This window comes from Gilliamella sp. B2828, from assembly GCF_026537125.1.
Taxonomy (GTDB): domain Bacteria; phylum Pseudomonadota; class Gammaproteobacteria; order Enterobacterales; family Orbaceae; genus Gilliamella.
Window position 1 is genome coordinate 330950 of sequence record NZ_JAFNMU010000001.1, and the last position, 20953, is coordinate 351902.

The 20953-nt window shown below is 35.5% G+C and carries 18 protein-coding genes and 1 other RNA gene; 9 read left to right on the forward strand and 10 right to left on the reverse strand.

Annotated features, from left to right (window positions below):
- The first annotated feature begins 31 nt into the window (after window positions 1-31).
- The 6 genes from lepA to purD all read left to right on the forward strand — a co-directional run bounded on the left by lepA (window position 32) and on the right by purD (window position 8020).
- Entirely contained in the window at window positions 32-1828 is a 1797-nt protein-coding gene (gene lepA, locus J3U19_RS01470; RefSeq protein ID WP_267339414.1) for a translation elongation factor 4, read from the forward strand.
- A 19-nt stretch (window positions 1829-1847) separates the two neighbouring features.
- A complete protein-coding gene (gene lepB / locus J3U19_RS01475) occupies window positions 1848-2852 on the forward strand; it encodes a signal peptidase I (RefSeq protein ID WP_267345246.1) in 1005 nt (334 codons plus the stop codon).
- An 8-nt stretch (window positions 2853-2860) separates the two neighbouring features.
- Complete coding sequence (rnc, locus tag J3U19_RS01480) at window positions 2861-3538, forward strand: ribonuclease III (protein WP_416380331.1); 678 nt, start codon at window positions 2861-2863, stop codon at window positions 3536-3538.
- Window positions 3535-4440: a GTPase Era gene (gene era, locus J3U19_RS01485; protein ID WP_267339411.1), complete on the forward strand. Its 906-nt coding sequence runs from the start codon at window positions 3535-3537 to the stop codon at window positions 4438-4440. Before rnc ends, era begins: the two co-directional genes overlap by 4 nt.
- Before the next feature lie 608 nt (window positions 4441-5048).
- Window positions 5049-6641 carry a bifunctional phosphoribosylaminoimidazolecarboxamide formyltransferase/IMP cyclohydrolase gene (gene purH / locus J3U19_RS01490; protein ID WP_267345248.1) on the forward strand — a complete coding sequence of 531 codons (1593 nt, stop codon included), beginning with the start codon at window positions 5049-5051 and terminating at the stop codon, window positions 6639-6641.
- 80 nt (window positions 6642-6721) lie between these two features.
- A complete protein-coding gene (gene purD / locus J3U19_RS01495) occupies window positions 6722-8020 on the forward strand; it encodes a phosphoribosylamine--glycine ligase (RefSeq protein ID WP_267345249.1) in 1299 nt (432 codons plus the stop codon).
- Between the two features lie 98 nt (window positions 8021-8118).
- Here the strand turns inward: purD and J3U19_RS01500 are convergent, their stop codons facing one another.
- The gene (locus J3U19_RS01500) at window positions 8119-8487 is read right to left on the reverse strand and encodes a hypothetical protein (protein WP_267345250.1); all 369 of its coding nucleotides are present in this window, start codon (window positions 8485-8487) and stop codon (window positions 8119-8121) included.
- Between the two features lie 330 nt (window positions 8488-8817).
- Here J3U19_RS01500 and rnr point away from each other — a divergent pair, with 330 nt between their 5' ends.
- Genes rnr through J3U19_RS01515 form a run of 3 tightly spaced genes read left to right on the forward strand, consistent with a single transcriptional unit; the run spans window position 8818 to window position 12662 of the window.
- Window positions 8818-11280 carry a ribonuclease R gene (gene rnr, locus J3U19_RS01505; RefSeq protein ID WP_267345251.1) on the forward strand — a complete coding sequence of 821 codons (2463 nt, stop codon included), beginning with the start codon at window positions 8818-8820 and terminating at the stop codon, window positions 11278-11280.
- Window positions 11281-12033, forward strand: a complete 753-nt coding sequence (rlmB, locus tag J3U19_RS01510) for a 23S rRNA (guanosine(2251)-2'-O)-methyltransferase RlmB (protein WP_267339406.1) — start codon at window positions 11281-11283, stop codon at window positions 12031-12033.
- A gap of 14 nt (window positions 12034-12047) precedes the next feature.
- Window positions 12048-12662, forward strand: a complete 615-nt coding sequence (locus J3U19_RS01515) for a hypothetical protein (RefSeq protein WP_267345252.1) — start codon at window positions 12048-12050, stop codon at window positions 12660-12662.
- Window positions 12663-12813: 151 nt separating this feature from the next.
- On the opposite strand, the gene J3U19_RS01520 is transcribed toward J3U19_RS01515, so the two are convergent.
- The 9 genes from J3U19_RS01520 to rmuC all read right to left on the reverse strand — a co-directional run bounded on the left by J3U19_RS01520 (window position 12814) and on the right by rmuC (window position 20953).
- Window positions 12814-12981 (reverse strand): hypothetical protein, encoded by a 168-nt coding sequence (locus tag J3U19_RS01520; RefSeq protein WP_267345253.1) that lies wholly within the window; start codon window positions 12979-12981, stop codon window positions 12814-12816.
- Between the two features lie 571 nt (window positions 12982-13552).
- The gene (locus tag J3U19_RS01525; protein WP_267345254.1) at window positions 13553-15016 is read right to left on the reverse strand and encodes a catalase; all 1464 of its coding nucleotides are present in this window, start codon (window positions 15014-15016) and stop codon (window positions 13553-13555) included.
- 336 nt (window positions 15017-15352) lie between these two features.
- Window positions 15353-15898 (reverse strand): 5-formyltetrahydrofolate cyclo-ligase, encoded by a 546-nt coding sequence (locus tag J3U19_RS01530; protein ID WP_267339402.1) that lies wholly within the window; start codon window positions 15896-15898, stop codon window positions 15353-15355.
- Window positions 15899-15930: 32 nt separating this feature from the next.
- Window positions 15931-16112: non-coding RNA, 6S RNA (ssrS, locus tag J3U19_RS01535), on the reverse strand.
- Between the two features lie 65 nt (window positions 16113-16177).
- On the reverse strand, window positions 16178-16462 hold the full coding sequence (zapA, locus tag J3U19_RS01540) for a cell division protein ZapA (protein ID WP_267339401.1): 285 nt from the start codon (window positions 16460-16462) through the stop codon (window positions 16178-16180).
- A 7-nt stretch (window positions 16463-16469) separates the two neighbouring features.
- Window positions 16470-18332 carry a 1-deoxy-D-xylulose-5-phosphate synthase gene (dxs, locus tag J3U19_RS01545; RefSeq protein WP_416380332.1) on the reverse strand — a complete coding sequence of 621 codons (1863 nt, stop codon included), beginning with the start codon at window positions 18330-18332 and terminating at the stop codon, window positions 16470-16472.
- 15 nt (window positions 18333-18347) lie between these two features.
- Window positions 18348-19217 carry a (2E,6E)-farnesyl diphosphate synthase gene (gene ispA / locus J3U19_RS01550; protein ID WP_267339399.1) on the reverse strand — a complete coding sequence of 290 codons (870 nt, stop codon included), beginning with the start codon at window positions 19215-19217 and terminating at the stop codon, window positions 18348-18350.
- Window positions 19210-19455 (reverse strand): exodeoxyribonuclease VII small subunit, encoded by a 246-nt coding sequence (gene xseB / locus J3U19_RS01555; protein ID WP_267339398.1) that lies wholly within the window; start codon window positions 19453-19455, stop codon window positions 19210-19212. Before xseB ends, ispA begins: the two co-directional genes overlap by 8 nt.
- A 151-nt stretch (window positions 19456-19606) precedes the next feature.
- Window positions 19607-20953 (reverse strand): DNA recombination protein RmuC, encoded by a 1347-nt coding sequence (gene rmuC, locus J3U19_RS01560; protein ID WP_267339397.1) that lies wholly within the window; start codon window positions 20951-20953, stop codon window positions 19607-19609.

A 20953-nucleotide genomic window follows, 5' to 3' on the forward strand; every position in this document is an offset into this window, starting at 1 on the left:
ATAACTAAAACATAAAATATAATTTATTGATATGAATAAAAATATCCGCAATTTTTCAATCATTGCTCATATTGACCATGGTAAATCAACACTTTCAGATCGTATTATCCAAATTTGTGGAGGGCTTTCTGATCGTGAAATGGAAGCGCAGGTTCTTGATTCAATGGATCTGGAACGTGAACGTGGTATTACAATAAAAGCTCAAAGTGTTACGTTAGATTATCATGCAAATGATGGTCAAACCTATCAGCTGAATTTTATTGATACCCCTGGACATGTAGACTTTTCTTATGAAGTTTCTCGTTCACTTGCAGCCTGTGAAGGTGCATTATTAGTTGTTGATGCTGGCCAAGGAGTTGAAGCGCAAACCCTTGCAAATTGTTATACTGCTTTAGATATGAATTTAGAAGTTGTTCCAGTACTCAATAAAATTGATTTACCTGCGGCAGAACCTGAACGCGTGGCTGAAGAAATTGAAGATATTGTAGGTATTGATGCAAGTAATGCAGTTCGTTGCTCTGCTAAAACAGGACTGGGCGTGGCAGATGTATTGGAGCAATTAGTAAAAGATATTCCTCCACCGGAAGGGGATTCCAATGCACCACTACAAGCACTAATTATTGACTCATGGTTTGATAATTATTTAGGGGTTGTGTCTTTAATTCGTATTAAAAATGGCGAATTACACAAAGGCGATAAAATTAAAGTTATGAGTACAGGTATGACTTATAATGTCGATCGTCTAGGTATTTTTACGCCTAAACAAGTTGATAAAGATACTTTAAATTGTGGTGAAGTTGGCTGGGTGGTTTGTGCCATCAAAGATATTTTAGGTGCGCCAGTAGGTGATACTTTAACTTCAGCTAAAAGGCCAGCAGATAAACCATTACCTGGTTTTAAAAAAGTCAAACCGCAAGTTTATGCTGGTTTGTTTCCAACAAGCTCAGATGATTATGAAGCTTTCCGAGATGCTCTGGGCAAATTAAGTTTGAATGACGCATCATTATTTTATGAGCCAGAAAATTCTGGCGCTTTAGGATTTGGTTTTCGTTGTGGTTTCCTTGGCTTATTACATATGGAGATCATACAAGAGCGTCTAGAACGAGAATATAATCTAGATCTCATCACGACAGCGCCAACAGTAGTTTATGAAGTATTAACGACTTCTAATGAAATTATATACGTGGATAGTCCAGCTAAACTTCCAGCAGTAAATAATATTCAAGAATTACGAGAACCAATTGCTGAATGTAATATATTGGTTCCACAAAACTATTTAGGTAATGTAATTACGTTATGTGTTGAAAAACGTGGTGTGCAAACAAATATGGTCTATCACGGTAATCAAGTTGCATTGACTTATGAAATTCCAATGACAGAAGTGGTTTTAGACTTTTTTGATAAATTAAAATCAACTTCTCGCGGTTATGCTTCATTGGATTACAGTTTTAAACGATTCCAAGCTGCTGATATGGTGCGATTAGATGTATTAATTAATGGTGAACGTGTTGATGCATTAGCATTAATTACACATAAAGATAATGCACCTTATCGTGGACGAGAATTAGTAGAAAAAATGAAAGACCTTATTCCTCGTCAGCAGTTTGATATTGCTATTCAGGCTGCTATTGGTAATCATGTTATTGCTCGTTCAACGGTTAAACAATTACGTAAAAACGTATTAGCCAAATGCTATGGTGGTGATGTTAGCCGTAAAAAGAAACTGTTACAGAAGCAAAAAGAAGGTAAAAAACGCATGAAACAAGTTGGTAATGTTGAATTACCGCAAGAAGCGTTTTTGGCCATTTTACATGTGGGAAAAGATTAATCAGTTAAAGAGGTAAAAAATGGCTGGAATATTTGCCATCATATTAACAGTAGCTACATTGATTACTGCAATCTTCTGGTTTCTAGAGAAATTTAGATGGAAACCAGCAAGACAACAAAAAGTTGAAGAAGTTCGTAAGCAACATAACGGCGAAATTGATGGAAAAATACTTGCTGAAGTCGGTAAACCTAAAGGTTGGGTTGAAAGTATCGCATCGTTTTTCCCTGTTTTATTTGTTGTATTTGTCATTCGTTCATTTTTATTCGAACCTTTTCAAATACCTTCAGGTTCAATGATGCAAACTTTGCTTATTGGAGACTTTATTGCAGTTCAAAAGTATTCTTATGGATTAAGAGATCCTATTACTAATACAGTATTAATCTCGACAGGTCATCCTAAACGGGGGGATGTTGCTGTATTTAAACATCCAAACATACCTCAAATGGACCTTATTAAACGCGTCGTTGGAATGCCAGGAGATAAAATTGTCTATCTTGTTAAAGAGAAGAAAATATTGATTTATCCTGCCTGTCAAACTGATGAAACTAATTGTATTGATGGACAAAAATCTGAACCATTGGACTTACATTATACGCAACCACAACCAAGCAATTGGAAAGAAGTTCATCAAGAGTTTAAAACAAATCCGAATTTTTATACATTAGAGCAGTATGCTGATAAAGGGATTGTAAATTCTCAATCTGTTGTATCACTTAATATGAATATGCAACAAGAAACGTTAGGTGATAAACCTCATGAAATTTTAACCACCCAAGGTTCACATGAGGATCCTAAATATTTCTATCGCCAAAATGGTCAACCAATTGCTACATGGGTAGTACCGAAAGATCACTATTTCATGATGGGTGATAATCGAGATAATAGTGGTGATAGTCGTTATTTTGGCTTTGTACCTGAGCAGAATTTTGTTGGTCGTGCGACAGCAATTTGGATCAGTTTCGAGAAACAACCAGATGAATGGCCAACAGGCATTCGATTTAGCCGTATTGGTGGTATACATTAATTGTAATGATAATGAAAAAATTTAGTCAAATACAACAATCAGTTGGTTACCAATTTAATAATTTATCCTTATTAGAATTAGCACTGACTCATCGAAGTGCTAACAAATTGCATAATGAACGTTTAGAGTTTTTAGGTGATTCAATTTTAAGTTTTGTGATTGCTAATGAACTGTATGAACGTTTTGTCAAACAAGATGAAGGCGATTTGAGTCAAATGCGCGCAACACTTGTTTGTGGGCAAACACTGGCTGAAATGGGTAAAGAATTTAAATTAGGTGATTATCTTATCCTTGGTCAAGGTGAATTAAAAAGTGGCGGGTTTCGTCGCGACTCGATCATTTCCGATGCGGTTGAAGCCATTATTGGTGCCATTTATTTAGATAGCAATATCGAAACTGTACGACGCTTAATTTTGACTTGGTATCAAACTCGATTGAATCAGATTCAACCAGGTATTAAACAAAAAGATGCCAAAACACGTTTACAAGAATATTTACAAGGCATTCATTGTGAGCGCCCATGTTATTTAATTCTCGAAGTAACGGGTGATAATCATGAGCAAGAATTCTTAATTCAATGTAAACTTGAGAATGATAGTCGTGAATATTTAGGGCGAGGTCTAAGCCGTCGCAAAGCCGAGCAAGCTGCTGCTCAAGAAGCACTTAATCAATTAGGTATAAAATGACAAAAGCAACACAACATTGTGGATTTGTCGCCATAGTAGGTCGACCAAATGTGGGTAAATCAACATTATTAAATCAACTACTAGGCCAGAAAGTTTCTATAACATCGCGTAAAGCGCAAACTACGCGTCACCGTATTGTTGGTATTGATACTCAAGATAATGATCAAGTTATTTATATTGATACTCCGGGCTTACATATTGAAGAAAAAAGAGCTATTAATCGCTTAATGAATCGTGCTGCAAGCAGTTCAATTGGTGATGTCGAATTAGTTATCTTTGTTGTTGAAGGAACCCATTGGAATGATGACGATGAAATGGTTGCCAACAAACTTAAAGATTGCAAATGCCCAGTATTGTTGGTTATCAATAAAATTGACAACGTTATCGATAAAACTCAACTATTACCACATATTCAAGAAATTAGCCAAAAAGTTAATTTTGTTGATGTAGTGCCAATTAGCGCTGAAAAAGGTGATGGCATTGACATTATAAGAAAAATTGTTAAAGAACATTTGCCAGAAGGCGAACATCATTTTCCTGAAGAGTATATTACCGATCGATCTCAACGTTTTATGGCGTCCGAAATCATTCGTGAAAAGTTAATGCGTTTTTTAGGTGATGAATTACCATACTCTGTGACTGTTGAAATTGAGCAATTTAAAGTTGATGAACGCAATGGAATGTATCGTATTAACGGGTTAATATTAGTTGAAAGAGATGGTCAGAAGAAAATGGTTATCGGCAACAAAGGTGAAAAAATAAAAAAAATCGGTATAGAAGCCCGTAAGGATATGCAGTCATTTTTTGATAACAAAGTACATTTGGAACTTTGGGTCAAAGTTAAAGCCGGCTGGGCCGATGATGAGCGCGCGTTACGTAGCTTAGGATATAGTGATGATTAATTGAAATTTAGTAAAAAAATCAGGTAAATATTTTGCCTGATTTTTTATTAATAGCTATTCTTAAACGTTGTGTTTTTTAATATTTATTTCTAAAAAATTTTAATCAATAAACTTAATCTCTCTATTCGAAAACCTAATTTAATGGGTTAATCTCCATTCTTAATAGTAAAACTTAACTAAAAATTCAGCCATAGTTTGAAGGATATTTTTTATTATATCGTTAATTTGTTTATAATAGTATGATTACCATGTTTACGATAATTAAGCTTATTTAATCGTACTTATCGGATTTCTGCCAATATTAAAAGTACAAGTGATTATAGTCATAGAGGCAATTTTTCCTAGATAACAGCAATATATTCTTTGTAATTAGCATTTTCCCCACTAAATGGATCATTCGTAGATACATTTCATTATGTAAATTTTGCAGGTTAATAATAAGGTAATCATAAATAAGACAGGTTATTTTTATAATTCTTGCCTATGAAAATAATATAATTCAAATGTTTCGATTTTTTTTAAGGAGTTAATACTAAACATCGTTTCTGATTTTATATATAATATCCACTTACAGACTTGGATTTAGAATATAAATTTCGGAGTTTTTCATGCAGCAGTTTCGTCCTATTCGCCGTGCTTTACTTAGTGTTTCTGATAAAACGGGTATTATTGAATTCGCCAAAGCATTATCAAAAAGAAATATTGAACTCCTTTCTACTGGTGGCACCGCCAAATTATTAATCGACCACCATATTCCAGTCATTGAAGTGTCCGATTATACGGGTTTTCCAGAAATGATGGATGGACGCGTCAAAACTTTACATCCCAAAATACATGGCGGCATTTTGGGGCGTCGAGGAATAGATGATCAAGTCATGCAGCAACATCATATCGACGCTATAGATATGGTCGTTGTAAATTTATATCCTTTTGAAAAAACAGTTGCCAACGCTAATTGTACTTTAGAAGAAGCGATAGAAAATATTGATATTGGTGGACCAACGATGGTACGCTCCGCTGCAAAAAACAACAAAGATGTCGCTATTGTAGTAGATTGTCGGGACTATAGTACAATCATTGATATGTTGGATGAACAACAAAATTGTTTATCTTTTAAATATCGATATAACTTAGCAATAAAAGCATTTGAATATACTGCTAAATATGATGGTATGATTGCCAACTATTTTGGCAAATTGGTTCCCCCATATTATGGTGAAATCGAAAAGCCAGCAGGAAAGTTTCCACGAACCTTAAATCTTCAATTTGTTAAAAAACAAGATTTGCGATATGGTGAGAATGCTCATCAACAGGCAGCTTTTTATATTGAAGAAAATTTTGAACAAGCTTCTATTGCTACAGCTAAACAGCTACAAGGCAAAGAATTATCTTACAATAATATTGCTGATACGGATGCAGCGCTAGAATGTGTGAAATCCTTTGATGAACCAGCTTGCGTAATTGTTAAACACGCTAACCCATGCGGTGTTGCTGTAAGTAATAATATTTTAAATGCCTATCTTAATGCCTTTAAAACCGATCCAACTTCTGCCTTTGGTGGAATTATTGCTTTTAATCGACAGTTGGATGCTAAGACTGCTCAGACAATCATTGATAAACAATTTGTTGAAGTGATTATTGCACCGTCAATCAGTACTGATGCGTTGGCTGTTACACAAACTAAAAAAAATGTGCGTGTGCTTGAATGTGGTAAATGGTCAACGTCGTCATTAGCCAGCTTGGACTTCAAGCGCGTTACTGGAGGTTTGTTAGTGCAATCGCGTGATATGGATATGATTTCACCCGAACAACTAACAGTAGTCACCAAGCGACAGCCAACTGAGCAAGAGCTTTCAGATTCACTATTTTGTTGGAAAGTGGCTAAATTTGTAAAATCGAACGCGATTGTTTATGCAAAAAATAAAATGACCATTGGTATTGGTGCAGGGCAAATGAGTCGTGTGTACTCCGCTAAAATTGCAGGAATGAAAGCACAAGATGAAAATCTGGAAGTTGCTGGTTCTGTCGTTGCTTCTGATGCATTTTTTCCATTCCGTGATGGTGTTGATGCAGCTGCGGCTGCGGGGGTAACTTGCGTAATTCAACCAGGAGGATCGATTCGTGATGAAGAGGTTATCCAAGCTGCGAATGAACATGATATTGCGATGATTTTTACCAACATGCGTCATTTTAGGCATTAATGCATTTTTTAAGTTTGTTTTATCTTTATTAAAATTACATTGGTTATCTTCTTAAGGAAGAAGCATATAAAGGATCTTTTATGAAAGTATTAGTGATTGGTAATGGTGGGCGTGAACATGCGTTAGCTTGGAAAATAGCACAGTCTCCATTAGTATCTAAAGTCTTTGTCGCTCCTGGAAATGCAGGGACTGCACTTGAATCAGGTCTGGAAAATATTAATATTAAAGCCACGGACGTTAGTGGATTATTAAATTTTGCTCAGCAAGAACAAATTGATCTTACCATTGTTGGTCCTGAAGCACCTTTAGTTATTGGCGTTGTTGACAGTTTTCAAAAGGCGGGATTAAAAATCTTTGGTCCAACAAAATCGGCATCACAACTTGAAGGTTCGAAAGCCTTTACAAAAGATTTTTTAGCACGACATAACATCCCTACCGCTGAATATCAGAATTTTACTGAAGTCGAACCAGCTCTTGCTTATATACATGAGAAAGGCGCACCAATTGTGATTAAAGCGGATGGTTTAGCTGCGGGTAAAGGTGTTATTGTGGCGATGACACTTGAAGAAGCTGAAGCTGCTGTAAAAGATATGTTGGCTGGTAATGCTTTCGGTGATGCTGGGCATCGTGTGGTTATTGAGGAGTTTTTAGAAGGTGAAGAAGCCAGCTTCATTGTTATGGTTGATGGCAAACATGTCGAACCAATGGCAACTAGTCAAGATCATAAACGCGTTGGTGATGGTGATACTGGCCTTAATACTGGTGGTATGGGAGCATATTCCCCAGCACCGGTTGTGACCGATGAGGTTTTTGCTAACATCATGAATCAAATCATTTATCCAACCGTCAATGGTATGGCACAAGAAGGTAATGTGTATGTTGGATTTTTATATGCTGGTTTGATGATTGATAAAGAGGGAAATCCCAAGGTTATAGAATTTAACTGTCGCTTTGGTGATCCAGAAACCCAACCGATCATGATGCGTTTGCAATCAGATTTAATCAAATTATGTTTAGCTGCCGTTGATGGTAAATTAGATACCGTAAAATCAAAATGGGATCCTAGACCTGCACTCGGTATTGTAATGGCCGCAGGCGGTTACCCAGGCGACTATAATACGCAAGATGAAATCATTGGATTACCAACCGAATCCTCCTTAGATTGTAAAGTATTTCATGCCGGTACCAGTTTTGAAAAAGGGCAAGTATTTACTAATGGAGGACGCGTATTATGTGTTACCGCTTTAGGAAATACAGTATTAGATGCTCAACAACGTGCCTATCAGCAAGTGAATAATATACGTTGGCACGGTTGCTTTTATCGTCATGATATTGGTTATCGAGCTATTGAACGTGAAAAACTCGATCATAGACAGTAATATCATCTAAATTTAATGGGTCAAGGCGTTCGATAACGCCTTAGCATTAACAATAACCTTGATGAGAAATTTGAAAGTTAATGAAAATACCAACTTTTTTAATAACTAAACAGAGACAGAACGGCTAAAGTTGCTCCTAAAACAATGATATTATAAATACCATAGGCTCTAATAAAATAGGCAACAGGAGGTGAAAAAATAGGTAAATACGAAGCTAAAATGCATAAAAAGATAGAGATAAATAAATATTTAGACCAATTATCGAGCTGTTTATTCCAAAAAAATAATATAAATACAGTGATAACTGATAAAATAAGGCTAAAAAAAGCAAACCTTAATTGCTCAAAAGTGAACATATCAAGCCAGCTTTCTGCTGAATAGTTTACAAGACCCGCAACTAACCCACCAGGTAATATTACAAAAGTCCAAAGAATCATTTCTAAAATACAAACAATTGTTTTTTTCATGTTTATCCGTATTGCTTGATTTTTGACATTCCTAGCTAAGTTATAGCTATTTAACATTATATTTTATATCAATATTAAGTCGATATATAGCATATTGGTATCATTTGATTGATAAACGTAAATTATCCTATAAATGCTCGATTGCTGTTGGTGTAGAATTGACTAAATCTTAACATCCGCTTTTTGTGTTTACCAATATTAATAATTCATTAATAAAAATTAAAAATAAATTAAGATTTCCCTGATTGTTGTTGATAAATTGAATGTTCATTTTAAGTTATATCACTCTGTGTTATGCTAGCAATAATATTAGATCACAGGATGTTATTTATGATAAAAGATCCTTTCTTTGATAGAGAATCAGAAAAGTATGATTCTCCAATTGCCAGTCGTGAACTTATTTTAGATTATCTTAAACAAGAAGCGAAACCTGCAAATTTAGAAAAGATTGCCCAAGCTGTTTCAATAAAAGACGATGAGCAAAAAGTAGCTTTACATCGTCGTCTTCGAGCGATGGAACGTGACGGACAAGTTGTATTTACCCGTCGCAAATGTTATGCCTTACCTGAAAAGTTCGATATGGTTAAAGGGAGTGTAATTGCACACCGTGATGGCTTCGGTTTTTTGCGAGTAGAAGGTACTCCAGAAGATTATTTTTTATCACCCGAACAGATGAAAAAAGTGTTACAAGGTGATGTGATCTTAGCTCAACCAATGGGGACGCAACATCGTGGTAAAATTGAAGCACGTGTAGTGCGAATTTTAGAACCTCGCAGTAATTTTATCGTTGGACGATATTTTATTGAACAAGGTGTTGGCTTTGTCGTGCCGGATGACAGTCGGTTGAATTTTGATATATTAATTGTTGGTAAAGCGCATCGTACTGTGCGTATGGGATCAGTAGTGGTTGTTGAATTACAGCAACGTCCTGAGCGTCGTCAGAAAGCGGTAGGGACCATTAAAGAAGTGCTTGGTGAAATTATGGGAACCAACCTTGCTATTGATATTGCGCTTCGTAATCACGAAATTCCTTATGAATTACCTAAAACAGTGATAATAGAGACCAGCAAATTTACTGAGCAAGTTCCAGAAAACGCCAAAAAAGGCCGTAAGGATTTGCGCGAATTACCTTTAGTTACCATTGATGGCGAAGACGCCCGTGATTTTGATGATGCTGTTTATTGCCAAAAAAATCGTGGTGGAGGCTATCGTTTATGGGTTGCTATTGCGGATGTGAGTTATTACGTCCGACCAGGTAAGGCTTTAGATACAGAAGCATGCTTACGCGGTACATCAGTCTATTTCCCCTCTCGTGTGATTCCTATGTTGCCAGAAGTGTTATCTAATGGGCTTTGTTCATTAAATCCGCAAGTTGATCGCTTATGTTTGGTGTGCGAAATGACGGTGTCAAATAAAGGTCGTCTAACTGGTTTTGAGTTTTACGAAGCCGTGATGAATTCTCATGCAAGATTGACTTATAGCAAAGTAGCCAAAATTTTAGATGGTGATAAAGAATTGCTTGAACATTATCGTGATTTAGTGCCACACCTTAAAAACTTGCAAGGTCTTTATAATGTACTAGATAAAGCTCGTATTGCACGCGGTGCGATAGGTTTTGAGTCCGAAGAGCCAAAATTCATTTTTAATGCTGATAAACGTATTGAAAGCATTGAACTGACTCAACGTAATGTCGCTCATAAAATTATTGAAGAGTGTATGATTTTAGCGAATGTAGCTGCTGCAAAATTCGTCATTAAAGCGGATGTTCCGTCTTTATTCCGAGTACATGATAAACCTGATGAAGAGCGCATGAATAATCTGCGCAGTATTTTAAGTGAACTAGGGTTGTTCCTTGGTGGTGGTCCAAATCCTAAACCAAAAGATATTGCAGAGTTAATGGTTGCTGTTGAAAAGCGTTCAGATCATGAAATGCTACAAACTGTTATTTTACGATCAATGAAACAAGCTATTTATGATCCAGAAAATCGAGGCCACTTTGGTTTGGCGCTGGAAGAGTATGCACACTTTACTTCGCCTATTCGTCGTTATCCCGATTTACTGTTACATCGAGCTATTAAATGGATCTTGGCTGACCAAAATCATAAAACCAGTAAAACTGGTGGTTATCGTTATAATACTAGTGAAATGCTTTACTTTGGTGAACACTGTTCAATGACTGAACGACGAGCTGATGAAGCCGTGCGTGATGTAGTGGACTGGCTCAAATGTGATTACATGCAAGATCATGTTGGAGAAGTGTTTAATGGAACAATTTCAAGCGTCGTTAATTTTGGATTCTTTGTTCGTTTGGATGATTTGTTTATTGACGGTTTGGTTCATGTCTCTTCACTTGAAAATGATTATTATAATTTTGATGGCTCACGCAATCGCTTAATTGGCGAAAATACTCGTTTCATATATCGTTTGGGTGATAAAGTACAGGTTAAAGTCGATAATGTGAACCCTGAAGAACGTAAAATTGATTTTTCGTTAGTAGGCAGTAATAATAAGCCGAAACGTCAAGGTAAAACAGCTAAAGATAAAACTAAACAGGATAAAATTGATTTAAGTGCAGATTTACCAATTAAACGAAAAGCTAAAAAATCATCCAGTAAAAAAAGAAGCGATAATGCTAGCACTAAAGCTGAAAATAAAACAAAAAGCAACGGGAAACCAAAAGCGATAGTAAAAACTAAAGCTAAAACCAAAAATAAAAAGAGAACAAAGAAAAACAGTACATTAAAATCGACCAGTAAAAAAATTACGAATAAAAAGACAAAGAGTAGCAAATAAATGAGTGAAACAGTTTATGGTATGCACGCTATTGAAGCATTATTAGCGCGCTCACCGGAAAGAATTATTGAGGTATTTATTATTAAAGGGCGTGAAGATAAACGTCTAATTGCCCTTGTTCATCAATTAGAACAACTGGGATTGCCAGTTAAAATAGCGAATCGTCAGTGGTTGGATGAAAAAACCAAAAATGGTGTTCACCAAGGCATTTTAGCTATGGTTAAACCAAATCGTGGTTATCAAGAAAATGACATTCCACTACTGATGGAGCAGCAATCCAATCCTGTTATCTTAATTTTGGATGGCGTGACTGATCCTCATAATTTAGGGGCATGTATTCGTACTGCCGACGCAGCAGGTGTAAGTTTTATTATCGTTCCAAAAGATCGCTCAGCACCTCTTAATTCTACTGCTCAAAAAGTAGCCTGTGGTGCAGCAGAAAGCATTCCAGTTGTGAGAGTAACAAATTTAGCCCGCACCATGCGGATGCTACAAGATGAATACCAAGTTTGGATTGTTGGTACCGCTGGTGAAGCTGATAGAACACTTTATCAAACTGAATTTTATCAATCATCGACCCCGACGTCATTAGCTTTGGTTATGGGGGCAGAAGGTGAGGGAATGCGTCGTTTAACAAAAGAACATTGTGACGAATTAGTGAGTATTCCAATGTCAGGTATTGTCTCTTCGCTTAATGTATCGGTCGCGACAGGTGTTTGTTTATTTGAAATTGTGCGCCAGAAGAACAAATAGTAAGTAGGAGTAATATGCTAGGATTGCTTAAAAAACTATTACCAATCAAAAAAGAAATTTCTGCGCTTTCAGGGCGAGATCTTCATGGTCGTAATAATGTTGGTTATCCTACTATCCAAATTTCACGCGAAATTGATAATGTAGTAAGAACACAATACAAAGCCATCAGACCGATTATCAATTTGTATAAGGATACCTTGTTTTTTAAATGGGGGCCAAGTGTTATAAATGATCAATTAACCGATGAACAACTCGCCAATTTATCAGGTCGCAATTTACAAATGGTCTATTTGTTATTATTTCGTGACATGCTTCGGTACCTTTCTGAATTAGTTACGTTAAAAAATGTACCCGAAAATTGGCCAGAAGTTTTTGCCCAAACAGTATTGGATAATTGTCGAATGCTTTGTGATGCAGATGACAATGATATTGCAAAAAAACAACAATTATTTGCTAAAACTGAACGTTATGCCGTGGATGTATCTATTGATGAAAAAAATTTTGATAACACCGAAATCCCAAACTGGGCAGTACCTATTGCTGAACTGATTATGATTCCGTCAGATATGATCTACAAATGTCATCGTCCATTAATAACTGCTATCCAAAAACGAAACAAACATAGTTAATGGTATTTTTATAAAAATAATTAAATGAATCCTTTAGATAGGATTCATTTTTTGCTTCTTTTATTCCCTTTGTTTAAAAATTCCCACTCTATAAATTTTGCAATTTGTATTTGCAAAAATACCAACTAGGTAGCAAATTTATTTCAATTGACTATTCTTTAACGGTCGAAATGCTATCGATAAATTTCCAAATTAGTGTACGAACAGTACGCAATAAAATTGATGCTTTTTTACAAAAAAGATGTATACCCGTAATTTCAATAGTCGTAATAAAGGTTTTATCATCAATGCCACACAAGCACAAAAACAGTAAGTTCATAATGCATTATTAGGGATATATATTTCACTTTTTTAAGGATACACGTCAATTTGATTTGTTGCTGTCAATTGCTTTGTCTCCCTGTCCAACTATTTTAAACCATAAACAAAACGCTAATTTGTTCTGCAACAACTTGCTCTAATTTCCACTGAATATCAATGAATGTTGTTCGCATTATATTGAGAATTTATACGTAGTCTGTGGATTCTTTTAATGTATCTGAGCTTGTTGGGCATAAAATATTTCATCTTCAGATATTACTTCTTAGGATAATTGTACATCATCAGAATTAATAAATTCTACAAACCTTTGCAGCGCTATTTTATTTTCCTTAATTGAAATAAATTACCTTTCTTGTATTTACCAATACTATTTGGATTTGTCACTTCTTTAAAAAGGAAAATACCAAAGGTATTGGTTGTTTAATTATCATTAAAATAAATATTTTCACTCATGTCGTCTTCGCCATAACAATCAGTTATATTGACTATTAATCAGCGGAGTTAAATTGACTCATATTACCTAATAAAATAATACCGGCTAAATTTAGCTGGTATTATTATTTGATGCATTAACTTTTGATTAAATCAACATCAATACCTAATCCTTTAGCAATACCTGAACCATAATCAGGATGAACTTTATAGAAGTGTTGAAGTTGTCTAATTTGAATATCGCGATCAACACTTTTCATTGAGCCGACAATATTGTCAATAAGCAACTGTTTTTGATCGGGATGCATTAAATTGAACAAAGCTCTCGGTTGTGAATAGTAATCATTATCGACCCTATGATCATACCTATCCATAGCATCCGTTGATGGTACATGCATTGGTGGTTCGGCATATTGTGGTTGTTGTTTTGGTGCACTATCGATGCTGTTAGGTTCATAATTAGGTGCATTATCTACACTGTAAAAACGCATTGAACCGTCACGTTGATAATTGTGAACTGGACATTTTGGCGCATTAATTGGTAACTGCTGATAATTGGTACCTATACGATAGCGGTGCGCATCGGCGTAAGCAAAAACTCGTCCTTGTAACATCTTATCTGGTGATAAACCAACACCCGGTACGATATTACTTGGCTCAAATGCCGCTTGTTCAACTTCGGCAAAATAGTTTTCTGGATTACGGTTAAGTTCCATCACACCTACTTCCATTAAGGGATACTGTTTTTGTGACCAAACTTTAGTGACATCAAATGGATTCTCGGGATGATTATTGGCCTGTTCTTCGGTCATTACTTGCATATAAAGTCGCCATTTTGGATAATCACCTCGTTCAATTGCCTTAAATAAATCTTCTTGTGCTGAATCGGGATGAGTACCATCCATTTCAGCAGCAACTTTTGGATGAATATTTTTAATGCCTTGTTCAGTTCTAAAATGCCATTTAACCCAAGTTCGTATACCATCTTTATTGATAAGACTATAAGTATGGCTACCAAAACCATGCATATGACGATAACCATCTGGAATTCCACGGTCAGAAAATAAAATAGTGACTTGATGCAATGATTCCGGTGATAAAGACCAAAAGTCCCACATCATTTGTGGATCTTTTAAGTTGGTTTTCGGATCGCGTTTTTGGGTATGAATAAAATCCGGAAATTTGAGTGCATCACGAATAAAAAACACAGGTGTATTATTGCCGACAATATCCCAGTTACCTTGATCGGTGTAGAATTTTATCGAAAATCCACGCGGATCTCGAGCCGTATCAGATGAGCCTCTTTCCCCTCCCACAGTTGAAAATCGAGCAAATACTGGAGTTTGTTTGCCAACATTGGCGAAAATACTGGCATATGAATATTGGGTAATATCTTTGGTGACCGTAAAAGTTCCATGTGCGCCTGAGCCTTTAGCATGTACACGGCGCTCCGGAATGTTCTCGCGGTTAAATTGAGCAAGTTTTTCGATGAGTTGAAAATCATCAATCAAAACAGGACCACGTGGACCTGCCGTGCGTGAGTTTTGATTATCGGCGATAGGTGCCCCATTATTGGTGGTTAAGACTTTTTTTTCTGACATTGCAATACTCCTTTTTTATTATATAAACGTTTTAAGTAAACTAATTACTTACCTAATTGAGATCTGAATATAACGTTACTAAAACAAAAAACTGGAACGGTAATGCGTGTTAAAAGCGCAGAAATAAAAAAATATGCATAGTGAGATAACGAATTAAACCAACAAACCAAGTTAAAAAACTAGCTTCAAATTGTCGATAATGGTGTCACAAATTCATTCTCTCAGTTTTACAGCTAATAGTAATGCAATTGGTTCATGCTGATAATTATATCAGAAAACTAGGCATAATAATGCTCTGTTTTGCTAAATTATTGGCAATATTACTTTTCGATAAGATTAAGCGTAGATGATTTCGGGAAGCTTGATATCCCATGGTTGGTTATCAATATGTGGTACTTTTTGGCAGGCAAAAGCTAGGCCGATAGGCAAAATTTTCTGGCTTTGATAATTCGCTAACATGCGGTCATAAAATCCTCCGCCCATACCTATACGATATCCTCTTTCATCAAAAGCAACCAGTGGCGTAAAAATGATATCTAATTTATGATGAGGTAATACATTAAGAACATTTAGAGTTGGTTGCAGTATATTGAATTTATTTTTAATTAAAGAGGTTTGTGGGGTATATTTTAAAAAAAGTAAATGCGTAGAAACAAATGGATGTATAACGGGTAAATAGACAGATTTATTTTGTTGCCATAAATATTCTATAATTGATTTAGTATCGACTTCACCATCAACTGATAGGAATATAGCTATATTTTGGGCTAATTTTATATCTTGGTGTTGGAGGATTTGTTGATAAATAGCATGCTGCGCATTAACGCGTTCAATTGGAGAGAGTTGACGTCTTTTTTGGCGTATAGTCTGTCTAATATTCATCAGTTATCACTGTGAGAATAAAACAAGATAAAAACACTCCAAGATGTCGTTTAGGGTCGTAACCCTTGAACCCAAGGTTCAAGGTGAACAACATGTTTCGATTTTTAGGTTTCCTTACGAGTAAGGCATACACACCAATCAAAAGTCACATCGTTCTAATATAAAGAATATCGGCTCAGGGGACTAACCCACATCGCGAACATCCCAGAGATGCATATAATATTACAGAATTTAACAAATGATACAAGGAGGTTTTTATCAAATTTACAAATAAAAACATTAATTGTTGGTATTCAAAGCAGAATCAAGCAATTGTTGCAGCATTTTTAGTCTATGGCTAAATTCGTTACTTTTTTCTTTTTCCTTTGTTAATTCATAAGAAATATTAAGCGCTGCGGTCATGATTAGTTGTTCACTACCTATTTGTGGAGATTTTTCACGCAAATGAGATAATCGCTCATCCAAATCTTTTGCAGCATTGGTTAGTGCGTCAACTTCATCAACCGGACAATTGAATTTTAATGTACGTCCAAAAATTTGAATAGTGACAGCTTGAGTTTCCATATTTAACCTATTGATTTATAAATTCATTAATTTTTTCTATAATGTGTTCACCGTTTAATCCCATCTCTTTTCTTATCTCATTTTGAGATCCTTGAGGAATAAACTTATCTGGTAATCCAATATTTAAAATATCACATTTTATTTTTTTAGATAATAAAAATTCACAGACGCCACTTCCTGCACCGCCTTTAATGCTATTTTCTTCTACAGTGACAAGTATATTATGAGTTTGGCTAATGTGCAAAAGGACTTTTTCATCTAATGGTTTAACAAAACGCATATCTATGACTGTAGCATTAATTTTTTTACCAGCCTGTAAAACTTCAGGTAGTAATGTGCCAAAATTGAGTAAAGCTATATTTTCACCTTCGATGCATAATTTTGATTTTCCAATTGGTATGGTTGCTAGTGGCTCTAATTGCACACCTTTACCTTCACCGCGAGGATATCGCACAGCTACAGGACCATTATGCAAATAACCTGTATAAAGCATTTGTCGGCACTCATTTTCATCACTTGGCGTCATTATGACAAAATTAGGTATGCAACGCATGAAGCTTAGATCAAATGACCCTTGGTGGGTTTCACCATCAGCACCAACAATACCGGCTCTGTCTATAGCAAATAAAATTGGTAAGTTCTGAATGGCAACATCATGAATAACTTGATCATAAGCACGTTGTAAAAAAGTTGAATAAATTGCAACGACCGGTTTTAAACCACTAATAGCAAAACCAGCAGCAAGCGTCACTGCATGTTGCTCAGCGATGGCCACATCAAAAAACTGATCAGGATAAAGATTGGCAAACTTAGTCATACCTGAACCTTCGCTCATTGCTGGAGTGATAGCCATTAGTTGTTTATCATGGCGTGCCATTTCACATAACCAATCACCAAAAACTTGTGAATAGGTTGGTGTAATTTGGTTAGCTGCTGGCAATATTCCATCATTAGGATTAAATTTCGGTACACCGTGCCACAAAGTTGGATTTTGTTCTGCTGGTGCATAACCTTTACCTTTTTGAGTAATAACATGAAGCAATTGTGGGCCTTTTAATTGCCGAACTTTTTGTAAAGTGGTTACCAAACTTTCAACATCATGTCCATCAACAGGACCAATATAATTAAAGCCAAGTTCTTCAAATAAAATTGCCGGCGTCATTAAGCCTTTTAAATGTTCCTCGGTTTTTTTTAATAGTTCTTTCAATGGTGGAATATTAGCAAGCACTCGTTTGCCGCTTTCACGGAAAGCGGTGTAGGTTTTACTTGATAGTATTTGAGCTAAATGTTGATTAAGTGCACCAGTATTTTCTGAAATTGACATATCATTATCGTTAACAATAACTAACATGTTGGGTTTAATATGCCCAGCATGATTCATTGCTTCAAAAGCCATACCAGCGGTAAGGGCACCATCACCAATAATTGCCACTACCTTCTGCCCAGATTGTTTTTTTTGCTCACTAATAGCAATACCTAATGCGGCACTGATAGAAGTCGAAGAATGACCTGTTGTTAAAACATCATATTCGCTTTCATTACGGTGTGGAAATGGATGAAGTCCACCTTTTTGCCGTATTGTGAGCATTTGATCACGCCGACCAGTTAAAATTTTATGAGGATAAGCTTGATGGCCAACATCCCAAATAATTTTGTCAAAAGGAGTGTGGTAAACATAATGCAGTGCTACTGTTAATTCAACCACCCCCAGTCCTGATGCTAAATGTCCACTGGATTTACTCACACAATTTAACAAAAATTGCCTTAGTTCACGACAAATTTCAGGCAGTTGAGATTGAGGATAACACCGCAAATCCTCTGGGAAATTAATTTTTTTTAATAAGGGATAATTATCCAAATTCATTTTTATCATTAAGCCATTATGTTAACTATTTCGATTTATAATAAAACTAGCAAGATCTTGTAGTTGTTGGCTATTATAAGGTATTTGATTGAGACTATCGATAGCCTGATCGTATAACTGTTTTGTCATGTCTATAGCTGCTTGTAGACCTAATAAAGCAGGGTAAGTACTTTTTTCATGGATAATATCGGAGCCTTTAGGTTTGCCCATAATAGCTTGTTCACCAATAACATCTAAAATATCATCCTGTATTTGGAAGGCAAGTCCAATTGCTTGAGCATAACTATCAAGCAAGGGATAATATGGTTTGCTTATCTCGCCACTGGCAAACGCACCTAATCGAACCGCTGTTTTAATTAATACCCCAGTTTTGTAGTTGTGGATCTTTTGTAAATGTTCCAAGGTAATAGTTTGGTGCTCTGCTTGCAAATCAAGAGACTGTCCTAAGCACATACCCGTTAACCCACTAGCATTAGCAAGTTCAGCAATCATATCAATTTTAACTTGATTATTCAGATATTGGCTTTCAGATAATAAGCTAAAAGCTAATGATTGTAATGCATCACCAGCAAGTATCGCTTCAGCATGTCCATATTGAATATGACATGTAGGTTTTCCGCGTCGAAGGTTATCATTATCCATTGCAGGTAAATCGTCATGAATTAATGAATAAGTATGTATCATCTCAATTGCAGCAGCAGCCTCATCTAATCTTGATAACGGACAATTGAACATTTGTCCAGTTAAATAGACCAGTATTGGACGAATTCGCTTACCGCCGGCTAACAAGCTATAACTCATAGCTTGTTGCAATTTAGAAGAAGGGAACTGAGTAATATATGTCGCTAAGAACGTATTAATCCGCTCTTGTAATGGTTTTAAATTATTCATTATTATCGGTTAAAAATTCAGATAGTTCTGCATCACTATTTTCAGATAATAATATCTGAATGCGTTGTTCCGCTTGTTGTAATTGCTTTTGACCCGATTTAGCTAATTTAACACCTTTTTCAAACTCATTCAATGCTTCGTCTAATGGTAAATCGCCATTTTCTAATTGTGCAACGATGATTTCAAGTTGTTTAAGGGTCTCTTCAAAACTTGGTTCAGTAACTTGTTTTTTAGCCATATTTTATTCCTTGTTGTACAAAATGAGTATACACGTATTTTCAGTAAAGTGAATTAAGATGTTTTTTATACTCAAACATATGCACTACCTGAAACTTCTTGACAAAAAATCAACAAGGTTGATTTCATTGGTTAGCCATCACGGTAAATCATTAATCTTTATTTTTGTTAAGATTATCTACAGAAAATGATGCTATGTCTGGATTAATAGGTTTTTTAACTTCAACTCCTAATTCTCTAAATTGCTCAATTTGACCTATAATATTACCGCGACCTTTGGATAGTTTATTAATAGAATTTTGATAAGTTTGTTGAGCTTTATCAAGGGTATTACCTAGATTTTCCATATCTTCCACAAAACCGCGGACTTTATCATACAATTTACTTGCTTTATCTGCAATTAGCTCAGCATTACGATTTTGGTGCTCATAACGCCACAAATTATGAATCGTGCGTAAGGCAACCAAAAGGGTGGTTGGGCTGACAATCATAATGTTATTTTTGAGTGCATCATTGATTAATGATGGATCATGATCAATGGCACATAAAAATGCCGGTTCTACTGGAATAAACATTAATATATAGTCTAAAGAATTAATACCAATTAACTTATGATAATCTTTTTGACTAAGTTGCTTTAGATGGTTACGTACCGCAGTTAAATGATCGGATAATGCTTTGCTTTTTATGAATTCTTCGTCATTATTAAAATAACGTTCATAGGCAACCAACGTCACTTTAGAATCAATAACCACATCTCTCCCTTGAGGTAGATGTACGATGACATCAGGCTGAAGACGTTGGTTATTTTCATTGGTTAAATTAACCTGAGTATCATATTCATGACCCAATCTTAAACCGGAATTATCAAGTATTTGACTAAGTATAAACTCTCCCCAATTTCCTTGGATCTTATTGTTACTTTTTAAAGCGTTAGTAAGATTGGATGCCTCTTTAGTCATTTGTTGATTTAATTGCTGTAAATTACGGATCTCATAAGTAAGCGTATGGCGTTCTTTTGCTTCTTCGCCAAAACTATCTTGGACTTGCTTTTTAAAGCTTTCTAATTGTTCCTTTAATGGCGATAATAAGAAATTAAGGCTTTGTTTATTTTGTTGTTCAATTTTTTTACCGCTGTGCTCAAATATACGATTCGCTAAATTTTCAAACTGAGTGGTAAGTCGTTGTTCACTTTGCTCTAGTACTGTCTGGCGTTCATGAGCTGCATTACGCGTTTCTTCTAAACGTGTTTTTAGTTCACTAATAGTAGCAAATTGTTCGATATTTTGTTGTCGATGTTCGTTTAATTCACTTTCAAGCTGATTTACTTCATTAGTTAATGTTTGATTCTCTTGTTTTAACTGAGAAAGTTGTAAATTAAATAGTTGATTTGAATTACTAATAACCAGCAGTGATTTAATCAATAAAATTAAGAGAATTAAGGATACTAATCCAAGCACAATGGCGATCCACTCAATTAGTCCTAAATGACTTATCAT